The sequence below is a fragment of the Inquilinus sp. YAF38 genome, assembly GCF_052113205.1.
GTDB lineage: Bacteria > Pseudomonadota > Alphaproteobacteria > DSM-16000 > Inquilinaceae > Inquilinus.
Window position 1 is genome coordinate 1 of sequence record NZ_JBFRCU010000010.1, and the last position, 16,121, is coordinate 16,121.

Consider the following 16,121-nt stretch of genomic DNA (forward strand, 5'->3'; position numbering starts at 1 on the left):
GGCCGGCGTCCGCGGCGACCGGCGTGCGGCCGAACGCGATGCCCTGCAGCCGGCCGCCCTGCGCCCTGGCGCGCCGCTGGCGACGCTGCGCGCCAACCTGTCGCTGTCCTCCGCCGCCTTCCGGCACGCGCTGCGCCTGACCGTCTGCGTGGTGATGGCGGAGGCGCTGGGCCGCGCCATCGGCCTGCCGCAGTTCTACTGGATCGCGATGACGGTGGTGATCGTGCTGAAGCCGGATTTCGGCGGGACGGTCAGCTTCGGCCTGCTGCGCATGTTCGGCACCCTGGCCGGCCTGCTGGTGGCCACGGCCGTCATCTATCTGGTGGCCGACCATCCGCTGGCCCAGGCGCTGCTGATCGCGCCGCTCTATTTCGGCTTCCGCTATCTGGTGCCGGTGCATTACGGCCTGGCGGTGTCGCTGCTGACCGCGGTGGTGGTGCTGCTGCTGGGCTTGGCCGGGCAGCCGGCGGGGCATACGCTGCTGGACCGCGGCGTCGCCACCGTGCTGGGCAGCCTGCTGGCGCTGGCCGCCTATCTGCTGTGGCCGACCTGGGAACGCGGGCGCGAGCGGCCGGTGATCGCCGCCATGCTCGATGCCTATGCCATCTATCTGACGGCACTGCTGGGCACCGACGCGAAGGTCCAGGCCGAAGCCCGCGCCGCGGCCCGCGCCGCCCGGGTCAACGCCCAGGCCTCGGTCGAGCGGCTGCGGGTCGAGCCGGCCGATCCCGAGCAGCCGGCGCGGGCCGAGGCGATCTTCGCCAATGCCAACCGCATCCTGCGCGCCGGCATGGCGCTGGAGAGCGCGCTGCACGACCATGGCGCCGCGGCGCTGGCGAAGCACGCCGCGATCGGTTCCTTCGGCCACGCTATCGCCGCCGCCCTGGGCGAGCTGGCCGCTGCCCTGCGCGACCACCGGGTGCCGGCGATCCCGTCCGACCTGCCGGCGCGGCACCGGGCGCTGAGCGAACTGCTCGACCTGGCCCGCCAGCCCGAGGCGGATCTGCCGGTGATCATCGCACTGCTGGAGGCGACCGACCGCATGGTCGATGCCGTCGAGGCGCTGGCCGACGTGATCGGAGCTACGGCGGTGGCATAGCGCAGGCGATCTCGGCCACACTGCCCGGCCGGGACTCACCGGGCGAGAGAGGGGGAAACGCCATGACCGTCAAGGGAAGCTGCCATTGCGGCGCGACGCAGTTCGAGGTGCCGACGGCGCCGGAGAGCGTGACCCGCTGCACCTGCTCCTTCTGTTCCAAACGCGGCGCGCTGTGGGGCTATTACCCGGCCGCCGACTTCAAGCTGAAGACCGCGCGCGACCGGGTGTCGACCTATCAGTGGGGCAGCTACACCATCCACCACCACCACTGCGGTGTGTGCGGCTGCACCACCTACACCGAGACGCCGGACTTCAGCACCGGCCAGCCGGATTTCAGCAACCCCAAGGTCAGCATCAATGCCCGGCTGCTCGACGATTTCGACCTGGACGCAGTGCCGGTGACGGTGATCGACGGCAAGAACCTCTGGTAGTCACCGGCGGGCCGGAGCGCCGCCCTCCAGCAGCCGGACCAGGCGCCGGTTCTGGCGGGAGCGGGCGGCGTCCAGCGGCGAGCCGCCGAAATGGTTCTTCCGCTGCGGATCGGCGCCGCGCTCCAGCAGCAGCTTTACAGCCTCGATCCGGTTCTGCATCACCGCCTCGTGCAGCGGGGTGTTGCCGAGCTCGCCCGGCGCATTCGCATCGGCGCCGCCGTCCAGCAGCGCCGTGATCTCATCGGTCCGGCCGCGATTCGCCGCGACATGGATCGGGGCGTCGCCGAAGGCTCCCGGCTGGTTCACGTCTGACAGGTCGGTCCCGGCAAAGTCGGGCAGATCCTGGTAGCGTCTCAGCACGTCGTCCGCGTTCATCGGGGCATTCTCACAGCAAGCGTATCAGGCAGCGTCGCGCCGCAGCGCTGCGGTCTCGACCACGGCGGCGATGGCGTCGAGCATCGCGGTGTCGTCGCCGGCCATCCCCTCCATCGACGCCATGCGGGCGATCACCGTGGCGGCCACAGTCTCCTCCACCGTGCCCTCGGCATAGGCGTAGTAGATCACCGCGCGCTCGCCGTCGCGGTGGCAGCGCCCCTCGATCTGCTGCAGCTGGATGGCGCTGTGGCGCATGTCGTGCACCACCAGCGACCGGTCGCGCTCGCCGCCCGGCAGCTCGCCGCGATGCAGCGAGATCGATTCCGTCACGGTGAACAGCACGGCGTCCAGCCGGCCGGTCTGGAAGGCGATGCGGGTGGCCTCGTTGGCGTCGCCAGACTGGGTGCCGTTGATCTCGCCGACCGACCAGCCGCGGCCGCGCAGCGCCTCCGCCAGCATGGCGCTGGTCTCCAGGAAGGCGACGGAGACTGCCACCTGCTGCCCGTTCGCCAGCAGATCCTCGCAGAAATCGGTGGTGCCGGCGATGCGCAGCAGGCTGGCCTTCTGGCGGAAGCGCAGATCGGCGGCCCAGCCGGTGGCGCGGCGGGTGCTGCCGCCGGCCAGGCCGAGCTCGCGCCGGAACTCGCGCCAGGTCGCCTCATAGAGCCGCCGGGCCGGGACGTCCAGCGCGGTCGGCGCCAGCTCACGCTGCACCTCGGGCCAGCCGGCGATGTCCTCCGGCCGGCGGCGCAGCCCGATCGCCTTGGACCCCTTGTACAGCAGGTCGGCCATCACCCGGCGATCCTCCGGGTTTGGCTCCCAGCTCCAGTTCTTCCAGCGGCCCTTGGCGCGACCGATGCGCAGCCGCTTCATCAGGGCACGGAAGCCGTCGAGGTCGCCGGTGCCGCCGGCTGCCTCGGCCAGCAGCCGGCCGAGATAGGACAGCTCGTGCGGCGCCTGGCCGGCGGTGGCGCTCATATAGATGGTGAACTCGGCGGCCGCGGCCATCTGCCGGCAGACCAGCCCCTGCTGCGAGTTCGGATTGCGGATGCGATGGGCTTCGTCGATCACCACGATCGGCCAGGTCCGCTTCGGCGTGCCGTGCTTCGCCAGCTCGTTGTTCTTGGCCCGCGTCGAGCGTTTGGTGCTGGCGGGCGGCGGTGCCAGCAGCGACTTGGTCTTCTCGAAATTGGTCAGGGTCACCCGCTTCGCCGCGGTGCCGGAGCGGGCGATGGTCCGGCGCCATTGGGGCACCGCACCCTTCGGGCAGATCACCAGCACCTCGGCCTCCGGCATCGCCGCGACCGCCAGCCAAGCCGACAGGGTCTTGCCCAGCCCGGTCAGGTCGCCCAGCAGGAAGCCCGGCCGCCCCGCCGCCCGGGCCGCCAGGATGGCGTCGCGGGCGACGCGCTGGTGCGGTCGCGGCACGAAATCGGGGCCTTTGTCGGCAGGGCGGATCTTAGTCGGATCGATGATCTGCATCGTCGCCTTCGTGGCCCGATCCGGGGCGGAGTGCAATGGCGCCGTCTGTGATTCCTGACCGGTCGCCTGGCAGGACGCGGTCCCTATGTCCAGGGTAACGCTATGACAATTCGATTACACCGTTGTTTTTGCTTTGTTTTATGGATGCTCGGGAGCATGGTGCGCCGCGTCATCCCCGAAACGATCGCTTGCGATCAGAGGTTTCCATGAGGAAGAGCTTATTCTGTGGGGCCGCGCTGGCGGTCCTCGCGGTTGCGAGCGCGGCCCACGCCGAGGACGCGAACGTGACCTCCGGCCTGCAGCTCAAGCTTTCGGGCCGCATCGGTTTTCTGGCCGGCGTTCTGTTCAACGACAATCGCAGCCCCGACATCGATCGCGACTACGATTTCGAGTCGGGCGCGCGGCTGCAGTTCGACATCAAGAACGTCACCGATTCCGGCCTGGAATACGGTGCCCGGATCCGCTTCAACAATGTCGACCGCCGCAACGACGTCACCGTCGATCGTACCTATGTCTACCTGAAGGGCGATTTCGGCACGGTGACCCTCGGCGATGCGCCCTACATCGCGGAGGATTTCCACGTCTACGCGCAGCAGACGCTGGGTACGAAATTCGGCCTCGACACCGACTGGGGCAACGGCTTCCGCAGCCCCGGCACCTGGATCGGCGGCAGCGACGCTTTCTTCGCCTTGGCGCCCTACCAGCAATTCGGCGGGCTGAACACCAAGGACACGAAGGTCAAATACACGTCACCCAGCTTCGCGGGGCTGTCCTTCGGCGTCGACTTCACGCCCGTGGTCGGCGGCAACGGCCATGCCGGCAATGGCGGCCGCAACGACCTGATCAACGACAGCACCACCGTCTATGAGAACGTCATCGGCGGCGGCATCGACTACCGGCAGACATTCGACGGCACCGAGCTGCGCTTCTCCGGCATGGCCTATGACGGCAACGGCGTCAGCGGCAACCACGATCTCGAGGCCTATTACCTGGCCGGCCAGGTCGGTTTCGCCAACGGCATCTGGGCCAGCGCCAGCTGGACGCATTTCGCCAGCACCTTCCGGGCCGACAAGGCGATCGACTCGATCGTCGGCGACCTGTCCTACACCACCGGCCCGTGGCTGGCCTCGATCGGCTACGCCTATACGACGGCGGAGAAGAACAGCGGGCTGAACTCGACCTTCACCGACGGCGACGACCTGAAGACCAGCCACAACGTGATCGGCACGCTGGTCTACAATCTGGCGCCGGGCCTCGATGTGTTCAGCGAGCTACGATACGAGAAGGACGAGTTCCGCCAGGGCACGGACTTCGAGACATCGTCCCTGAGCGTCGGCAGCATCCTCAACTTCTGACCCGGACCAGGGCGCGGTTCGCCGCGCCCTGGGCGGGCAGGATTGATCCGATCGCCGGGTTGGCGCTTAGGATCATGGATGCACAAGCTCCTCGTCTCTCTCCTGGCCCTGCTGCCGGCCGGCTGTTCGCCGCTTGGGATGCTCAACGCGGCCCTGGTCCACGACACGGCCGTGGCCCAGGCGGACATCGCCTATGGCGTGGAGGGCCGGCAGAGGCTCGACCTGTACCAGCCCCGGGTGCCGTCCTCGAAACCCGCCGCGGTGGTGGTGTTCTTCTATGGCGGCAGCTGGACCAGCGGTGAGCGGCGCGACTACCGTTTCGTCGGCCAGGCATTGGCGGCCGAGGGGATCGTGGCGATCGTGCCGGATTATCGCCTGGCCCCGGCCAGCCCGTTCCCGGCCTTCGTCGAGGACGGGGCGGCCGTGGTCGCCTGGGCGGCGGCGAATGCGGGCCGCTTCGGCGGCGATCCGGACCACATCGTGCTGGTCGGCCATTCCGCCGGGGCCTATATCGCGGCGCTGCTGGCGACCGACCCGTCCTATCTCGCGGCTGAAGGGCTGCCCCTGACCCGCATCCGCGGCGTGGTCGGAGAAGCGGGGCCGTACAGCTTCCACCCGTTGACCTGGGGGCCGACGCGCGATGTCTTCGCCGGGCTGACCGACGAGGACAAGGCTCGGCCGATCGCCCAGGTCGGGCCTCAGGCGCGGCCGATGGTGCTGCTGCATGGCGCCGCCGACGACACGGTGAGGCCCGCCAACACGACGGAGATGGCGGAACGCCTGCATGCCGCGGGCGTGCCGGTCGAAACCCATCTGTATCCCGGGCTCGGCCATGTCGGCCTGCTGCTGACCTTCTATCCCGCCTTCCGCGGCAAGGCGCCGGCCTTCCGGGATCTGGTCGCCGCGGTGAAGCGATTCTGATGCGCGAACGGCGCCCGGCTTTCATCCCGATGCGGCGAACCGTCATCCAGCCCTGAGATATTTCGCGCTGCTGTCGTGCTCGAACAGGTACAGCAGCGTGCGCAGCGCTTGGCCGCGCGGTTCTTCCAGCTCCGGGTCCTTGTTCAGGATCAGGGCGACGTCGTCCTTCGCCACGGCCAGCAGGTCGCCCTGCGAGTCGATGTCGGCAACGCGAAATTCCGGCAGGCCGCTCTGCCGTGTGCCCAGCACCTCGCCGGCGCCGCGCAGCCGCAGATCCTCCTCGGCGATGCGGAACCCGTCCTCGGTCTCGCGGATCGTCGCCAGGCGCTGCCGCGATGTCTCCGACAGCGGCGGGGAATACAGCAGGATGCAGCGCGACGCCGCGTCGCCGCGCCCGACCCGGCCGCGCAGCTGGTGCAGCTGGGCCAGGCCGAACCGCTCGGCATGCTCGATCACCATCACCGTCGCCGCCGGCACGTTGACGCCGACCTCGATCACCGTGGTGGCGATCAGCAGGTCGATGCCGCCCTCGGCGAAGCCGGCCATCACCGCGTCCTTCTCCGCCGCCTTCATCTTGCCGTGCACCAGCCCGACCTTCTCGCCGAACATGCGGMGCAGGTCGTCGAAGCGGTCGGTCGCCGCGGCCAGGTCGCTGGTCTCCGATTCCTCGACCAGCGGGCACACCCAATAGGCCTTGCCGCCGCCGGCGAGGTGCCGGCCGATCCCGGCCACCACCTCGTCGATGCGCTCGGCCGAGACGGCGCGGGTGTCGACCGGGGTGCGCCCCGGCGGCTTCTCGGTCAGCTTCGACACCTCCATGTCGCCATACGCGGTCAGCTGCAGCGTGCGCGGGATCGGCGTCGCGGTCATCACCAGCACGTCGACGCCCTCGCCCTTGGCCGAGAGCTGCAGCCGCTGATGCACGCCGAAGCGGTGCTGCTCGTCGATCACGGCCACGGCCAGGTCGGCGAATTCGACGCTCTCCTGGAACAGCGCATGGGTGCCGACGACGATTCGGATCGACCCGTCGGCCAGCCCGGCCAGCGTCTCCTTCCGCGCCTTGCCCTTGTCGCGGCCGGTCAGCAGGCCCGGCTCCAGCCCGACCGGCTGCAGCAGCGCCGCCAGCGTCTCCCGGTGCTGCCGGGCCAGGATCTCGGTCGGGGCCAGCAGCGCCGCCTGGCGGCCATCCTCCACCGCCGCCAGCATGGCCAGCAGGGCGACCACGGTCTTGCCGCTGCCGACATCGCCCTGCAGCAGCCGCAGCATCCGGTTCGGTGCCGCCAGATCGGCATAGATCTCGGCCAGGGACAGGCGCTGGGCGTTGGTCAGGGCAAAGGGCAGGGCGGCTTCGACCTTTTCCCGCAGCGACCCRTCGCCGCTGGTCGGCCGGCCGGGGCGCTGGCGGGTGGAGCGGCGGAACAGCGCCAGGGCCAGCTGGTTGGCCAGCAGCTCGTCATAGGCCAGGCGCTGGCGGGCGGGGGCGACGGGCAGCAGGTCGGCCGCATCCTCCGGCGCATGGGCGCGACGCAGCGCGTCCTGCCAGCTCGGCCAGCCGCGGCGCTGCAGCCAGGCCGCGTCCTGCCATTCCGGCAGCTCCGGCGCCCGGGCGACGGCGTCGGCGATCACCTTGGCCAGGGTGCGCGGCTGTAAGCCGGCGGTCAGCGGATAGATCGGCTCGACCACCGCGATCGCCTCGCGCTCCTCCAGCGTGCCGACCCGGTCGGGATGCGGCATCTGCAGGCTGCCTTGATACTGCTCGATCCGGCCGGAGACGATCCGGGTCTGGCCGATCGGGAAGGTCGTCTCCAGCCACTTCGCCTGGGCGTGGAAGAAGACGAGATCGACCGTCCCGGTCGAATCCGAGGCGCGGACCCGGTGTGGCGCGCGGGTGGACGAGCCCCAGATATGGCCGTCGATTCTGAGGGTCAGGGTGACGATACCACCAGGCGGGGCCTCGCGCAGGCTGACCACCCGGCGCCGGTCGACCACGCCAGAGGGCAGGTGCCATAGCAGGTCCAACGCCTTCGGCCCGGCCAGTCTTTCGATCAGCCGGGCGATCTTCGGACCGATGCCGTGCAGGGATTCGATGGCAGCAAAGAGCGGGAAGAGGATTTGCGGACGCAAGGCTCGGGTCTATATGGGGCTCACGTGGACACGCACCTTAAGCCAATGACCGAGCCGACCGATAGCGATGCCTTGGAGCCGCTGCGCCGTCGCCTGCGCTTCCGCAGCTGGCACCGCGGCACCCGTGAAGCCGACCTGCTGCTCGGCGGCTTCGCCGACGCCGTGCTGGGCCGACTCGACCCGGATCAGCTCGCCCGCTACGGAGAGTTGCTGGAGAACAATGACCCCGATCTGTGGGATTGGGTGACCGAGCGGCTGCCCGTGCCGCCCGAGTCCGACAGCGACGTCCTGCGGCTGCTGATCGACTATGCCCGGTCACGGGGTGGCGCATGAGCGCCCTGGCCGAACCCGTCGCCGCCCGCAGCGCCGCCCGCCATCGCACCATCGGCGGCGTGCCGCAGGGCCAGGATGCGCGGCTGATCGCCGAACTGGCGCGCAAGGCCGGCGACAAAGGCCTGCTGCATGTCGCCAGCGACGACGCCCGGCTGCCGGCGCTGGAAGCGGCGCTGGCCTTCTTCGCGCCCGACCTGCCGGTCGTGGTGCTGCCGCCCTGGGACTGCCTGCCCTATGACCGCGTCTCGCCGAATCCGGAGACGGTGGCGGAGCGCGTCGACGCGCTGACGCGGCTGCTTGTTGCGCGCGAGCCCGGCCGGCCCTTCGTCGTGTTGACCACGATCGGCGCGGCGATGCAACGGGTGCCGCCGCGCGACGCCTTCGCCGAGGCCAGCCTGTCGATTGCGCCCGGGCAGCGGGTGGACCTTGAGGGGCTGCAGGGCTTCCTGGCGCGCAACGGCTATGTCCGCGCCCAGACGGTGCGCGAGCCGGGCGAATTCGCCATCCGCGGCGGCATCGTCGACCTGTTCCCGCCGGGGATCGAGGAGCCGCTGCGGCTCGATCTGTTCGGCGACGAGCTGGAGAAGATCCGCCGCTTTGACCCGATGTCGCAGCGGACCACCGGCGAGGTCGAGCGGATCACGCTGAAGCCGATGGGCGAGGTGTTCCTCGATCCGGCCTCCATCGCCCGCTTCCGCAGCGGCTATCGCGAGCTGTTCGGCGCCATCAACGACGACGACCCGCTTTACGAGGCGATCTCGGCCGGCCGCAAGCAGCCCGGCATGGAGCACTGGCTGCCGCTGTTCCACGACCGTCTCGATACGGTCTTCGACTACCTGCCCGACGCCTCGGTCACGCTCGACCACCAGCTGGAGCAGGCGCGCGACCAGCGCCTGGCCCAGATCGCCGATTTCTACGAGGCGCGGCTGACCCATCAGGCGGCGCAGAAGAAGGCCAAGGGCGTGCCTTACCGGCCGATTCCGCCCGATCGCCTGTATCTCGACGTGGCGGAATGGGATGCCGGCCTGGCCGGCCGGCCGGTGGCCAATTTCTCGCCCTTCGCCCCGCCGGAGGGCGGCGTCGATGCCGGCGGCCGCCGTGGCCATGATTTCGCCGAGGCCCGGGCCAATCCGGAGGTCAATCTCTACGCCGCGGTGCGAAATCACATCGGCGAACTGAAGACCGCCGGCAAGCGCGTGCTGATCGCCGGCTACACCACCGGCGCCCGCGACCGGCTGCGCACGATGCTGTCGGAGCAGGGCCGCGCCGACTTCGCCGTCGCCGACAGCTGGGCCGGCGTGGAGAAGACCAAGCCGGCCAGCGCCGTCATGGTGGTGCTGCCGCTGGAGCACGGGTTCTCGGCCCCGGACCTCGCCGTCGTCACCGAGCAGGACATCCTCGGCGACCGGTTGACCCGGCCGCAGAAGAAGCGCCGCAAATCCGAGCAGTTCATCGCCGAGGTCTCGGCCCTGGCGGCGGGCGACATCGTCGTCCACCAGGATCACGGCATCGGCCGCTACGAGGGGCTGGAGACGCTGACCGTCGGCGGCGCGGCGCATGACTGCCTGCGCATCGTCTATGAGGGCGGCGACAAGCTGTTCGTTCCGGTCGAGAACATCGAGGTGCTGTCGCGCTACGGCTCCGGCGACATGGCCGTGCAGCTGGACAAGCTGGGCGGCGCCGGCTGGCAGGCGCGGAAAGCGCGGGTCAAGAAGCGGCTGAAGGATATGGCGGAGGAGCTGATGCGCATCGCCGCCGCCCGCGCCCTGCGCACCACCGCCGCCCTGCCGCCGCCGGAAGGGCTGTACGAGGAGTTCGCGGCCCGCTTCCCCTATGCCGAGACCGAGGACCAGCAGCGCGCCATCGACGAGGTGCTGGACGACCTGCAGGCGGGCCGGCCGATGGACCGGCTGGTCTGCGGCGATGTCGGTTTCGGCAAGACCGAGGTGGCGCTGCGCGCCGCGTTCGCCGCCGCCGCCAACGGTGTCCAGGTCGCGGTGGTGGTGCCGACCACGCTGCTGGCCCGGCAGCATTTCCGCACCTTCTCCGAACGCTTCAAGGGCCTGCCGCTGCGTGTCGCCCAGCTATCGCGCATGGTCACGCCGAAGGAGGCGAAGCTGGTGCGGGAAGAGCTGGCGGCCGGCACCATGGACATCGTTGTCGGCACCCACGCCATCCTGTCGAAGCAGGTGTCGTTCAAGAATCTCGGCCTCGTCATCGTCGACGAGGAACAGCATTTCGGCGTCAAGCAGAAGGAGAAGCTGAAGGCGCTGCGCGAGGATGTGCACGTGCTGACGCTGACCGCCACGCCGATCCCGCGCACGCTGCAGATGTCGCTGTCCGGCGTGCGCGAGCTGTCGCTGATCACCACCCCGCCGATCGACCGTCTGGCGGTGCGCACCTTCGTCCTGCCCTTCGACCCGGTGATCATCCGCGAGGCGGTAATGCGCGAGCATTTCCGCGGCGGCCAGACCTATTATGTCTGCCCGCGGATCGAGGATCTGGGCGAGGCGCATCAGACCCTGTTGGAGTTGGTCCCGGAGGTGAAGATCGCGGTCGCCCACGGCCAGATGGCTGCGACCCAGCTCGAGGAGGTGATGAGCGCCTTCTACGACGGCCAGTTCGACGTGCTGCTGGCCACCGCGATCGTCGAATCAGGCCTCGACGTGCCGTCCGCCAACACCATGGTGATCCATCGCGCCGACCTGTTCGGTCTGGCCCAGCTGTACCAGCTGCGCGGCCGCATCGGCCGGTCGAAGCTGCGCGGCTATGCCTATCTCACCTACGGTCCGCGCAAGGCGCTGAGCAAGACGGCGCAGCAGCGGCTGCATGTGATCGAGACGCTGGACACGCTGGGCGCCGGCTTCACTTTGGCCAGCCACGACATGGACATCCGCGGCGCCGGCAATCTCCTGGGCGAGGAGCAGTCGGGCCATATCCGCGAGGTCGGGGCCGAGCTGTACCAGCAGATGCTGGACGAGGCGGTGCGCGCCGCCCGTGCCGGCATCACCGCGACGGACGAGGTGGCCGAAAGCTGGACGCCGCAGATCAATCTCGGCGTGCCGGTGCTGATCCCGGAGACCTATGTCGCCGACCTGCAGGTGCGGCTCGATCTCTACCGCCGGGTCTCGGCGCTGGAAGGGCAGGCGGAACTTGACGGCTTCGCCGCCGAGTTGATCGACCGCTTCGGTGCCCTGCCGGAAGAGGTCGAGAACCTGCTCGAGCTGGTGGCGATCAAGCAGCTGTGCCGCACCGCCGGGGTGGAGCGGCTGGACGCCGGGCCGAAGGGCGCCGTGATCGGCTTCCGCGACAACCGGTTCGCCAAGCCGGACAAGCTGATCGGCTTCATCCAGCGCATGGCCGGGGCGATCAAGGTCCGGCCGGACCAGAAGCTGGTCTATGCCCGCGGCTGGGAGACGCCGCAGGACCGGGTCAGCGGCGCCCGCAAGCTGGTGCAGCGCCTAGCTGATTTGGCGAGGTAGGGGTGTTGTGCGTAGGTTGGGTTCGCATCGCGAACCCAACGCTCTCGCCGACATGCTACCCTCGACCGAGACGGGAGAGTTGGTATGCCGGCACGTGATATTGGCCTGACCGATCATCTCGACGAACCCGTTCTCCAGCGGCTGCGCGAGGTCGCCCGCATCGGCTTCGCTGATATCGAGGAAGGCCGGTATCGCGATATTGAGCTGGGTGATCTTGAGGATTTCGTCGCTGAGATTGGGCGGCGCGCCAGTGCCGCGCTGCGGAGTATCCGATAGTATTAGCGAAAAACGTGTTGGGTTCGCTTGAGCGAACCCAACCTACACGCGTGCCTTCACGCCCGCTCCGACAGCGGCGCGGAGACGGCGTGCTCGCGGGCCAGGTCGAGCAGCGGCAGGAAGGCGCTCGGCTCCTGCGCGCCGGAGACGGCATAGCGGCCGTCGAAGACGAAGCACGGCACCGCCTGGATGCCGAGCTGCCGGGCCCGGAGGTCGGCCGCCTGGATCTCGGCGATGCCGATCTCGCTGGCCAGGACTCCCGATATCCGGCGGCGATCGAAGCCGAGCTCCTCGGCGATGCCGATCAGGATCTCGCGGTTGCCGACGTCCAGTCCGTCGACGAAATAGGCGGCGAACAGCGCATCGACCATGCGGTCGGCCTCGCCCAGTTCGCCGGCATGACGGATCAGCCGATGCGCCTCGACCGTGTTCGGGGTGCGGCGGATCACGCTCTGGTTCAGGGGCAGGCCTTCCTTGCCGGCGGCCTCGGCGACCACGGCGTTGATCTGCCGCATGCGCTCGCGCCCGCCGAACTTGGCGATCATGTAACTCTGCCGGTCGACCCCCTGCTTCGGCATCTCCGGATTCAGCTGGAAGGGCTGCCAGCGCAGCTCGATGCCGGGCAGCGGCCGTATTGCCAGGGCGCGCTGCAGCCGGTGCTTGCCGATGTAGCACCAGGGGCAGACCACGTCGAAGAAGATGTCGATCCGCATCACCCAGTATCCCGCGGTGGAGGCCGTTTGGGAATGGGATCGGCTTCCTGCGCGGCGGCGGCATCGCGGTCGGCGATCTCCCCGGCCAGAAGGCCGATCGCCAGCGTGTTGCGCTCGGCCTCCTGCACTTCGTGGTTGGCCTTGGCCCGGCGGTCCCGCCGCAGCCGATCCGCCTTCACGGCCCGTTCGACCCGCTCCGGGTCACGCCGCCCACCGCCGCGGTTGCGCCAGTTCGGCATCGTCGCCCTCAGGACCGCTTTGGCTTCGACTTGCCGCCGCCGACCCTGGTCTTCAGGATCTGGCGCGCGGCGCGATACTCGGTGCGGAAGCGCAGCAACTGGCCGCAGAGGAAGGCGATGCGCCGCTTCAACTGCTGCTCCGGCGCGGTCTCGCCGCCCAGGATCCGGCCATCGGCGGCGGTGACGAAATCGCGGATAGCGGCCTCGACCCCGGATGGCTCCAGGTTGTGCGCCAGCCGGTTGCGCAGGCGGTTCAGCTTCTCCGCCGCATCCAGCAGATCGTCCAGCGCTTCGTTCTTGATCAGGGCACGGGCGAATTGGGTCTTGATGAAGAAGTTGATCTGAAGGCCGTCCAGCGCCTGCGGGTTGGGCAGCATCTCCTGCAGCAGGTTGTTGATCTCCTCCTCCAGCAAGAGATGGCCCTTGAGGATGATCAGGGTGGCATCGTCCGTCCGCGGAAAGTGGCGGAGGAAGGTGACGAGGGAATCCTGGAGGTCCATGGCAACCGTACGGCCGGAGGAGGGGCATCATCCGGGGGGAGGGGGCAGCTGGCAAGCGCGGTGATGCCGCGCCCGGCCGATCGCATGACGTGTCGCCGCCTTCGCAGTCGGGGTCGGTTCCAGGCTAGCGGCGACACCCGGCATCCCGGTTAATGCGAGCCGTGGCTAGTCAGCAGCCGGCGATCGAGGGCCCCCATGGCGGATGACGATATCGACCTGAACGCGCTGAGCGACGAAGAGCTCGTCGAGCAGATGTGGGACGACCTCTATGATGGCCTCGCCGACGAGGTGGTCGAGGGCGTCAACATCCTGCTCGCGCGCAAATGGACGCCCTACGACGTGCTGACCAAGGCGCTGGTCGAGGGCATGCGAATCGTCGGCATCGACTTCCGCGACGGCATCCTGTTCGTGCCCGAGGTGCTGCTGGCGGCCAATTCGATGAAGCGCGGCATGTTCGTGCTGCGGCCGCTGCTGGCCGAGACCGGCGCGCCCAAGGTCGGCAAGATGGTGATCGGCACGGTCAAGGGCGACATCCACGACATCGGCAAGAACCTGGTGTCGATGATGATGGAGGGTGCCGGCTTCGAGGTGATCGACCTCGGCATCAACAACCCGGTCGAGAACTACCTGAAGGCGATCGAGGAGCATCAGCCCGACATCGTCGGCATGTCCGCCCTGTTGACGACCACCATGCCCTATATGAAGGTCGTCATCGACACGTTGAAGGAGCAGGGGATCCGCGACGACTACGTCGTGCTCGTCGGCGGCGCGCCCCTGAACGAAGAATTCGCACGGGAAATCGGCGCAGACGCCTATTGCCGCGACGCGGCGGTGGCGGTGGAGACGGCCAAGGACTTCATGCGGCGCAAGCACAACCAGGCGAAGAGCGCGACGGCCTGAGGCCCCCTGTATTGTCGGACGGGCGGTTCGGCGTCGCCGGGGTCGCCCCCGGCCTGGACCGGACGCTCTTGATCGCCTGCGGCGCCCTGGCGCGCGAGACGCTGGCCGTGATCCGTGCCAACGGCATTGCGGACCGCGTTGCCGTCACTTGCCTGCCCGCCATCCTGCACAACCGGCCCGAGCGCATCGCCGACCGGCTGCGCCGGCGCATCCGCACCGCCCGCGCCATGGGCTGGAGCCGGATCCGCATCGCCTATGCCGATTGCGGCAGCGGCGGCGCCATCGACCGGGTGCTGGCGGAGGAGGGGGCCGAGCGCATCGGCGGCCCGCATTGCTACGCCTTCTTCGCCGGATCGGCCGATTTCGACCGGCTGATGGACGAGGAGCCGGGTAGTTTCTTCCTGACCGACTACCTGGTCCGGCATTTCCAGGCCCTGATTGTCGAAGGCATGGGGCTGGACCGCCACCCGGAGCTGCTGCCGGTGATCTTCGGCAACTACCGTCGGGTGGTCTACCTGGCCCAGACCGAGGACCCGGCCCTGCAGGCCCAGGCAAAGGCCGCGGCGGATCGGCTGGGGCTGGCCTATGAGTACAGGTTCACGGGGTATGGAGAGCTCGCGCAGTTTGTGGCGGAAGCGGTTTGAAGCTGCGCTTGGTCTCCCTCATGGTCGCGATGCCTGGACGGTTCGCAGATCGATGACCCGGCCCGAATAGATCCCCGTAGGCGTTGTCCCCAGCTTCTTCAGCAGTCTTGTATCGGCCGTTACCAGCGGGCGGCCGGAGCGCTCCGACAAGGAGAGATAGAGGCAGTCATAGGCCGGGTGATCCAAGGCGACCGCCAAGCTCGTGGCGGCTTCCATCAGCCCCCGCGCTGGAACCAGCTCTATATCGGCTCGATCGAGCAGGCGGGCTGCGAACACAGCTTGATCGCCGGCCAGCTCATTCCGCCGGACCTTCTTCCAGAGGATGTTGGCGCATTCCGCCACCAAGAGATCCGGGGCCGAAAGGCGATGTTGCCTCAAGGCGAGAGCGAGGACGGTTTCCGGTTCGCCGACCACCCATTTGATGACGACGCTGGCGTCGACGACGTATTCGCTCACCGTTCGTCGCGGCTTTCGCGCAGGAGGTCCTCGGCCGGGGTGTGATGTCGCCCGGCGGTCAAAGCCCGGAACTGTGCGGCCAGGTCCTCGAAATTGGGTTCATCCTCCGTCGCCAAGGCTTGACGCAGAATCTCCCGCAGCTCGGCTTCCGCCGAGCGCCCATGACGACCGGCCCGCCGCTTCAACCGTGCGATGAGGGCATCGTCCACATTCCGGATGCTGAGATTGCCGGGCATCGTCGCCTCGTTGACTGCATTGCCAGCAATGATGGCATCGGTGCTGCTCGATTTCAAACTTGATCGAACTCGACGCGGATCGCATCCCGCTCTGCATCCGTCGGAAATGGAACGAAGCCCGACCGCTCTTTCGGAGCAAAATCACGCTCGTGCCCCAGCCGGGGCATTGCTAACGTCCCCGCGACATTCCGTAGGTTCTTCCATGCCGCAGCTCATCATCGTCTCCTGGCGGGACATCCCAAGCCAGGTCACTGCCAAGGCCGGCCGGCGCGACCAGGCCAAGGTACTGCTGTCGCAGCGCTTCCAGGATGCGATCGACCGCGCCGCCATGCGCGGCAAGGCGCGCGACGCCGACAGCTATCTCGAGGAATGGAAGAAGTCCGAGCCGGTCGAGTGCAGCGACGACCTGCAGGCCGAGGCCGATGCGGCCGCGGCGCGGATCGAGGCGGAGTACGACGATGTCCGGCTGCGCGCCCTGGTCGAGAGCGGCGGCATCGCGGGCTGAGATGCTCTGACGCGCCTGCGGCAGGCGATGCCGCTGCAAGACGATCCCGG

Annotated in this window: 18 protein-coding genes; 10 read left to right on the top strand and 8 right to left on the bottom strand. The window is 68.8% G+C overall.

The genetic code is table 11. The features are described from left to right. Nucleotides 1–1,099, top strand: a 1,099-nt coding sequence (locus AB4Z01_RS06480; RefSeq protein ID WP_441691785.1) for an FUSC family protein, incomplete at its 5' end; no start/stop codon positions are given. Between the two features lie 62 nt (nt 1,100–1,161). Beyond that, nucleotides 1,162–1,530 (top strand): GFA family protein, encoded by a 369-nt coding sequence (locus AB4Z01_RS06485; protein ID WP_441691787.1) that lies wholly within the window; start codon nt 1,162–1,164, stop codon nt 1,528–1,530. On the opposite strand, the gene AB4Z01_RS06490 is transcribed toward AB4Z01_RS06485, so the two are convergent. Together AB4Z01_RS06490 and AB4Z01_RS06495 are read right to left on the bottom strand one after the other, a co-directional pair. Continuing rightward, a complete protein-coding gene (locus AB4Z01_RS06490; RefSeq protein ID WP_441691789.1) occupies nt 1,531–1,905 on the bottom strand; it encodes an ankyrin repeat domain-containing protein in 375 nt (124 codons plus the stop codon). A gap of 24 nt (nt 1,906–1,929) precedes the next feature. Further along, nucleotides 1,930–3,387 (bottom strand): DEAD/DEAH box helicase family protein, encoded by a 1,458-nt coding sequence (locus AB4Z01_RS06495; protein WP_441691790.1) that lies wholly within the window; start codon nt 3,385–3,387, stop codon nt 1,930–1,932. Nucleotides 3,388–3,593: 206 nt separating this feature from the next. Here AB4Z01_RS06495 and AB4Z01_RS06500 point away from each other — a divergent pair, with 206 nt between their 5' ends. After that, nucleotides 3,594–4,742, top strand: coding sequence for a porin (locus AB4Z01_RS06500; protein WP_441691792.1), 1,149 nt, complete (start codon nt 3,594–3,596; stop codon nt 4,740–4,742). A gap of 78 nt (nt 4,743–4,820) precedes the next feature. Then, complete coding sequence (locus AB4Z01_RS06505; protein WP_441691794.1) at nt 4,821–5,663, top strand: alpha/beta hydrolase; 843 nt, start codon at nt 4,821–4,823, stop codon at nt 5,661–5,663. Nucleotides 5,664–5,705: 42 nt separating this feature from the next. Here AB4Z01_RS06505 and recG read toward each other — a convergent pair whose 3' ends face one another. Then, nucleotides 5,706–7,787, bottom strand: a complete 2,082-nt coding sequence (gene recG, locus AB4Z01_RS06510) for an ATP-dependent DNA helicase RecG (RefSeq protein WP_441691795.1) — start codon at nt 7,785–7,787, stop codon at nt 5,706–5,708. Nucleotides 7,788–7,832: 45 nt separating this feature from the next. On the opposite strand from recG, the gene AB4Z01_RS06515 reads away from it, so the two are divergent. From AB4Z01_RS06515 to AB4Z01_RS06525, 3 genes are all read left to right on the top strand, one after another. Next, the gene (locus AB4Z01_RS06515) at nt 7,833–8,120 is read left to right on the top strand and encodes an FAD assembly factor SdhE (protein ID WP_441691796.1); all 288 of its coding nucleotides are present in this window, start codon (nt 7,833–7,835) and stop codon (nt 8,118–8,120) included. Then, on the top strand, nt 8,117–11,602 hold the full coding sequence (gene mfd / locus AB4Z01_RS06520; protein ID WP_441691798.1) for a transcription-repair coupling factor: 3,486 nt from the start codon (nt 8,117–8,119) through the stop codon (nt 11,600–11,602). The genes AB4Z01_RS06515 and mfd overlap by 4 nt, the downstream gene beginning before the upstream one ends. Before the next feature lie 84 nt (nt 11,603–11,686). After that, nucleotides 11,687–11,878: a hypothetical protein gene (locus AB4Z01_RS06525; protein ID WP_441691800.1), complete on the top strand. Its 192-nt coding sequence runs from the start codon at nt 11,687–11,689 to the stop codon at nt 11,876–11,878. Between the two features lie 56 nt (nt 11,879–11,934). Here the strand turns inward: AB4Z01_RS06525 and AB4Z01_RS06530 are convergent, their stop codons facing one another. Genes AB4Z01_RS06530 through AB4Z01_RS06540 form a run of 3 tightly spaced genes read right to left on the bottom strand, consistent with a single transcriptional unit; the run spans nt 11,935 to nt 13,330 of the window. Next, nucleotides 11,935–12,591 (bottom strand): DsbA family oxidoreductase, encoded by a 657-nt coding sequence (locus tag AB4Z01_RS06530; RefSeq protein ID WP_441691801.1) that lies wholly within the window; start codon nt 12,589–12,591, stop codon nt 11,935–11,937. Beyond that, entirely contained in the window at nt 12,591–12,830 is a 240-nt protein-coding gene (locus tag AB4Z01_RS06535; protein ID WP_441691803.1) for a hypothetical protein, read from the bottom strand. Before AB4Z01_RS06535 ends, AB4Z01_RS06530 begins: the two co-directional genes overlap by 1 nt. 8 nt (nt 12,831–12,838) lie before the next feature. Beyond that, the gene (locus AB4Z01_RS06540; protein WP_441691804.1) at nt 12,839–13,330 is read right to left on the bottom strand and encodes a hypothetical protein; all 492 of its coding nucleotides are present in this window, start codon (nt 13,328–13,330) and stop codon (nt 12,839–12,841) included. 195 nt (nt 13,331–13,525) lie between these two features. Between AB4Z01_RS06540 and AB4Z01_RS06545 the strand changes: the two genes are divergently transcribed. Next, a complete protein-coding gene (locus AB4Z01_RS06545; protein ID WP_441691806.1) occupies nt 13,526–14,230 on the top strand; it encodes a corrinoid protein in 705 nt (234 codons plus the stop codon). Between the two features lie 11 nt (nt 14,231–14,241). Further along, nucleotides 14,242–14,874 carry a DUF1638 domain-containing protein gene (locus tag AB4Z01_RS06550; RefSeq protein ID WP_441691808.1) on the top strand — a complete coding sequence of 211 codons (633 nt, stop codon included), beginning with the start codon at nt 14,242–14,244 and terminating at the stop codon, nt 14,872–14,874. A gap of 18 nt (nt 14,875–14,892) precedes the next feature. On the opposite strand, the gene AB4Z01_RS06555 is transcribed toward AB4Z01_RS06550, so the two are convergent. Together AB4Z01_RS06555 and AB4Z01_RS06560 are read right to left on the bottom strand one after the other, a co-directional pair. Continuing rightward, nucleotides 14,893–15,330, bottom strand: a complete 438-nt coding sequence (locus AB4Z01_RS06555) for a type II toxin-antitoxin system VapC family toxin (RefSeq protein WP_441691809.1) — start codon at nt 15,328–15,330, stop codon at nt 14,893–14,895. After that, on the bottom strand, nt 15,327–15,623 hold the full coding sequence (locus AB4Z01_RS06560; protein ID WP_441691811.1) for a FitA-like ribbon-helix-helix domain-containing protein: 297 nt from the start codon (nt 15,621–15,623) through the stop codon (nt 15,327–15,329). The genes AB4Z01_RS06555 and AB4Z01_RS06560 overlap by 4 nt, the downstream gene beginning before the upstream one ends. Before the next feature lie 145 nt (nt 15,624–15,768). Between AB4Z01_RS06560 and AB4Z01_RS06565 the strand changes: the two genes are divergently transcribed. Continuing rightward, a complete protein-coding gene (locus tag AB4Z01_RS06565) occupies nt 15,769–16,071 on the top strand; it encodes a virulence factor (RefSeq protein ID WP_441691813.1) in 303 nt (100 codons plus the stop codon). Nucleotides 16,072–16,121 lie beyond the last annotated feature (50 nt).

Excerpts from the sequence above, each read along its gene's own strand:
- AB4Z01_RS06485 (WP_441691787.1), top strand. The coding sequence starts at position 1,162 with ATGACCGTCAAGGGAAGCTGCCATTGCGGCGCGACGCAGTTCGAGGTG.
- AB4Z01_RS06490 (WP_441691789.1), bottom strand. The coding sequence starts at position 1,905 with ATGAACGCGGACGACGTGCTGAGACGCTACCAGGATCTGCCCGACTTT.
- AB4Z01_RS06495 (WP_441691790.1), bottom strand. The coding sequence starts at position 3,387 with ATGCAGATCATCGATCCGACTAAGATCCGCCCTGCCGACAAAGGCCCC.
- AB4Z01_RS06500 (WP_441691792.1), top strand. The coding sequence starts at position 3,594 with ATGAGGAAGAGCTTATTCTGTGGGGCCGCGCTGGCGGTCCTCGCGGTT.
- AB4Z01_RS06505 (WP_441691794.1), top strand. The coding sequence starts at position 4,821 with ATGCACAAGCTCCTCGTCTCTCTCCTGGCCCTGCTGCCGGCCGGCTGT.
- AB4Z01_RS06515 (WP_441691796.1), top strand. The coding sequence starts at position 7,833 with ATGACCGAGCCGACCGATAGCGATGCCTTGGAGCCGCTGCGCCGTCGC.
- mfd (WP_441691798.1), top strand. The coding sequence starts at position 8,117 with ATGAGCGCCCTGGCCGAACCCGTCGCCGCCCGCAGCGCCGCCCGCCAT.
- AB4Z01_RS06525 (WP_441691800.1), top strand. The coding sequence starts at position 11,687 with ATGCCGGCACGTGATATTGGCCTGACCGATCATCTCGACGAACCCGTT.
- AB4Z01_RS06530 (WP_441691801.1), bottom strand. The coding sequence starts at position 12,591 with ATGCGGATCGACATCTTCTTCGACGTGGTCTGCCCCTGGTGCTACATC.
- AB4Z01_RS06535 (WP_441691803.1), bottom strand. The coding sequence starts at position 12,830 with ATGCCGAACTGGCGCAACCGCGGCGGTGGGCGGCGTGACCCGGAGCGG.
- AB4Z01_RS06540 (WP_441691804.1), bottom strand. The coding sequence starts at position 13,330 with ATGGACCTCCAGGATTCCCTCGTCACCTTCCTCCGCCACTTTCCGCGG.
- AB4Z01_RS06545 (WP_441691806.1), top strand. The coding sequence starts at position 13,526 with ATGGCGGATGACGATATCGACCTGAACGCGCTGAGCGACGAAGAGCTC.
- AB4Z01_RS06565 (WP_441691813.1), top strand. The coding sequence starts at position 15,769 with ATGCCGCAGCTCATCATCGTCTCCTGGCGGGACATCCCAAGCCAGGTC.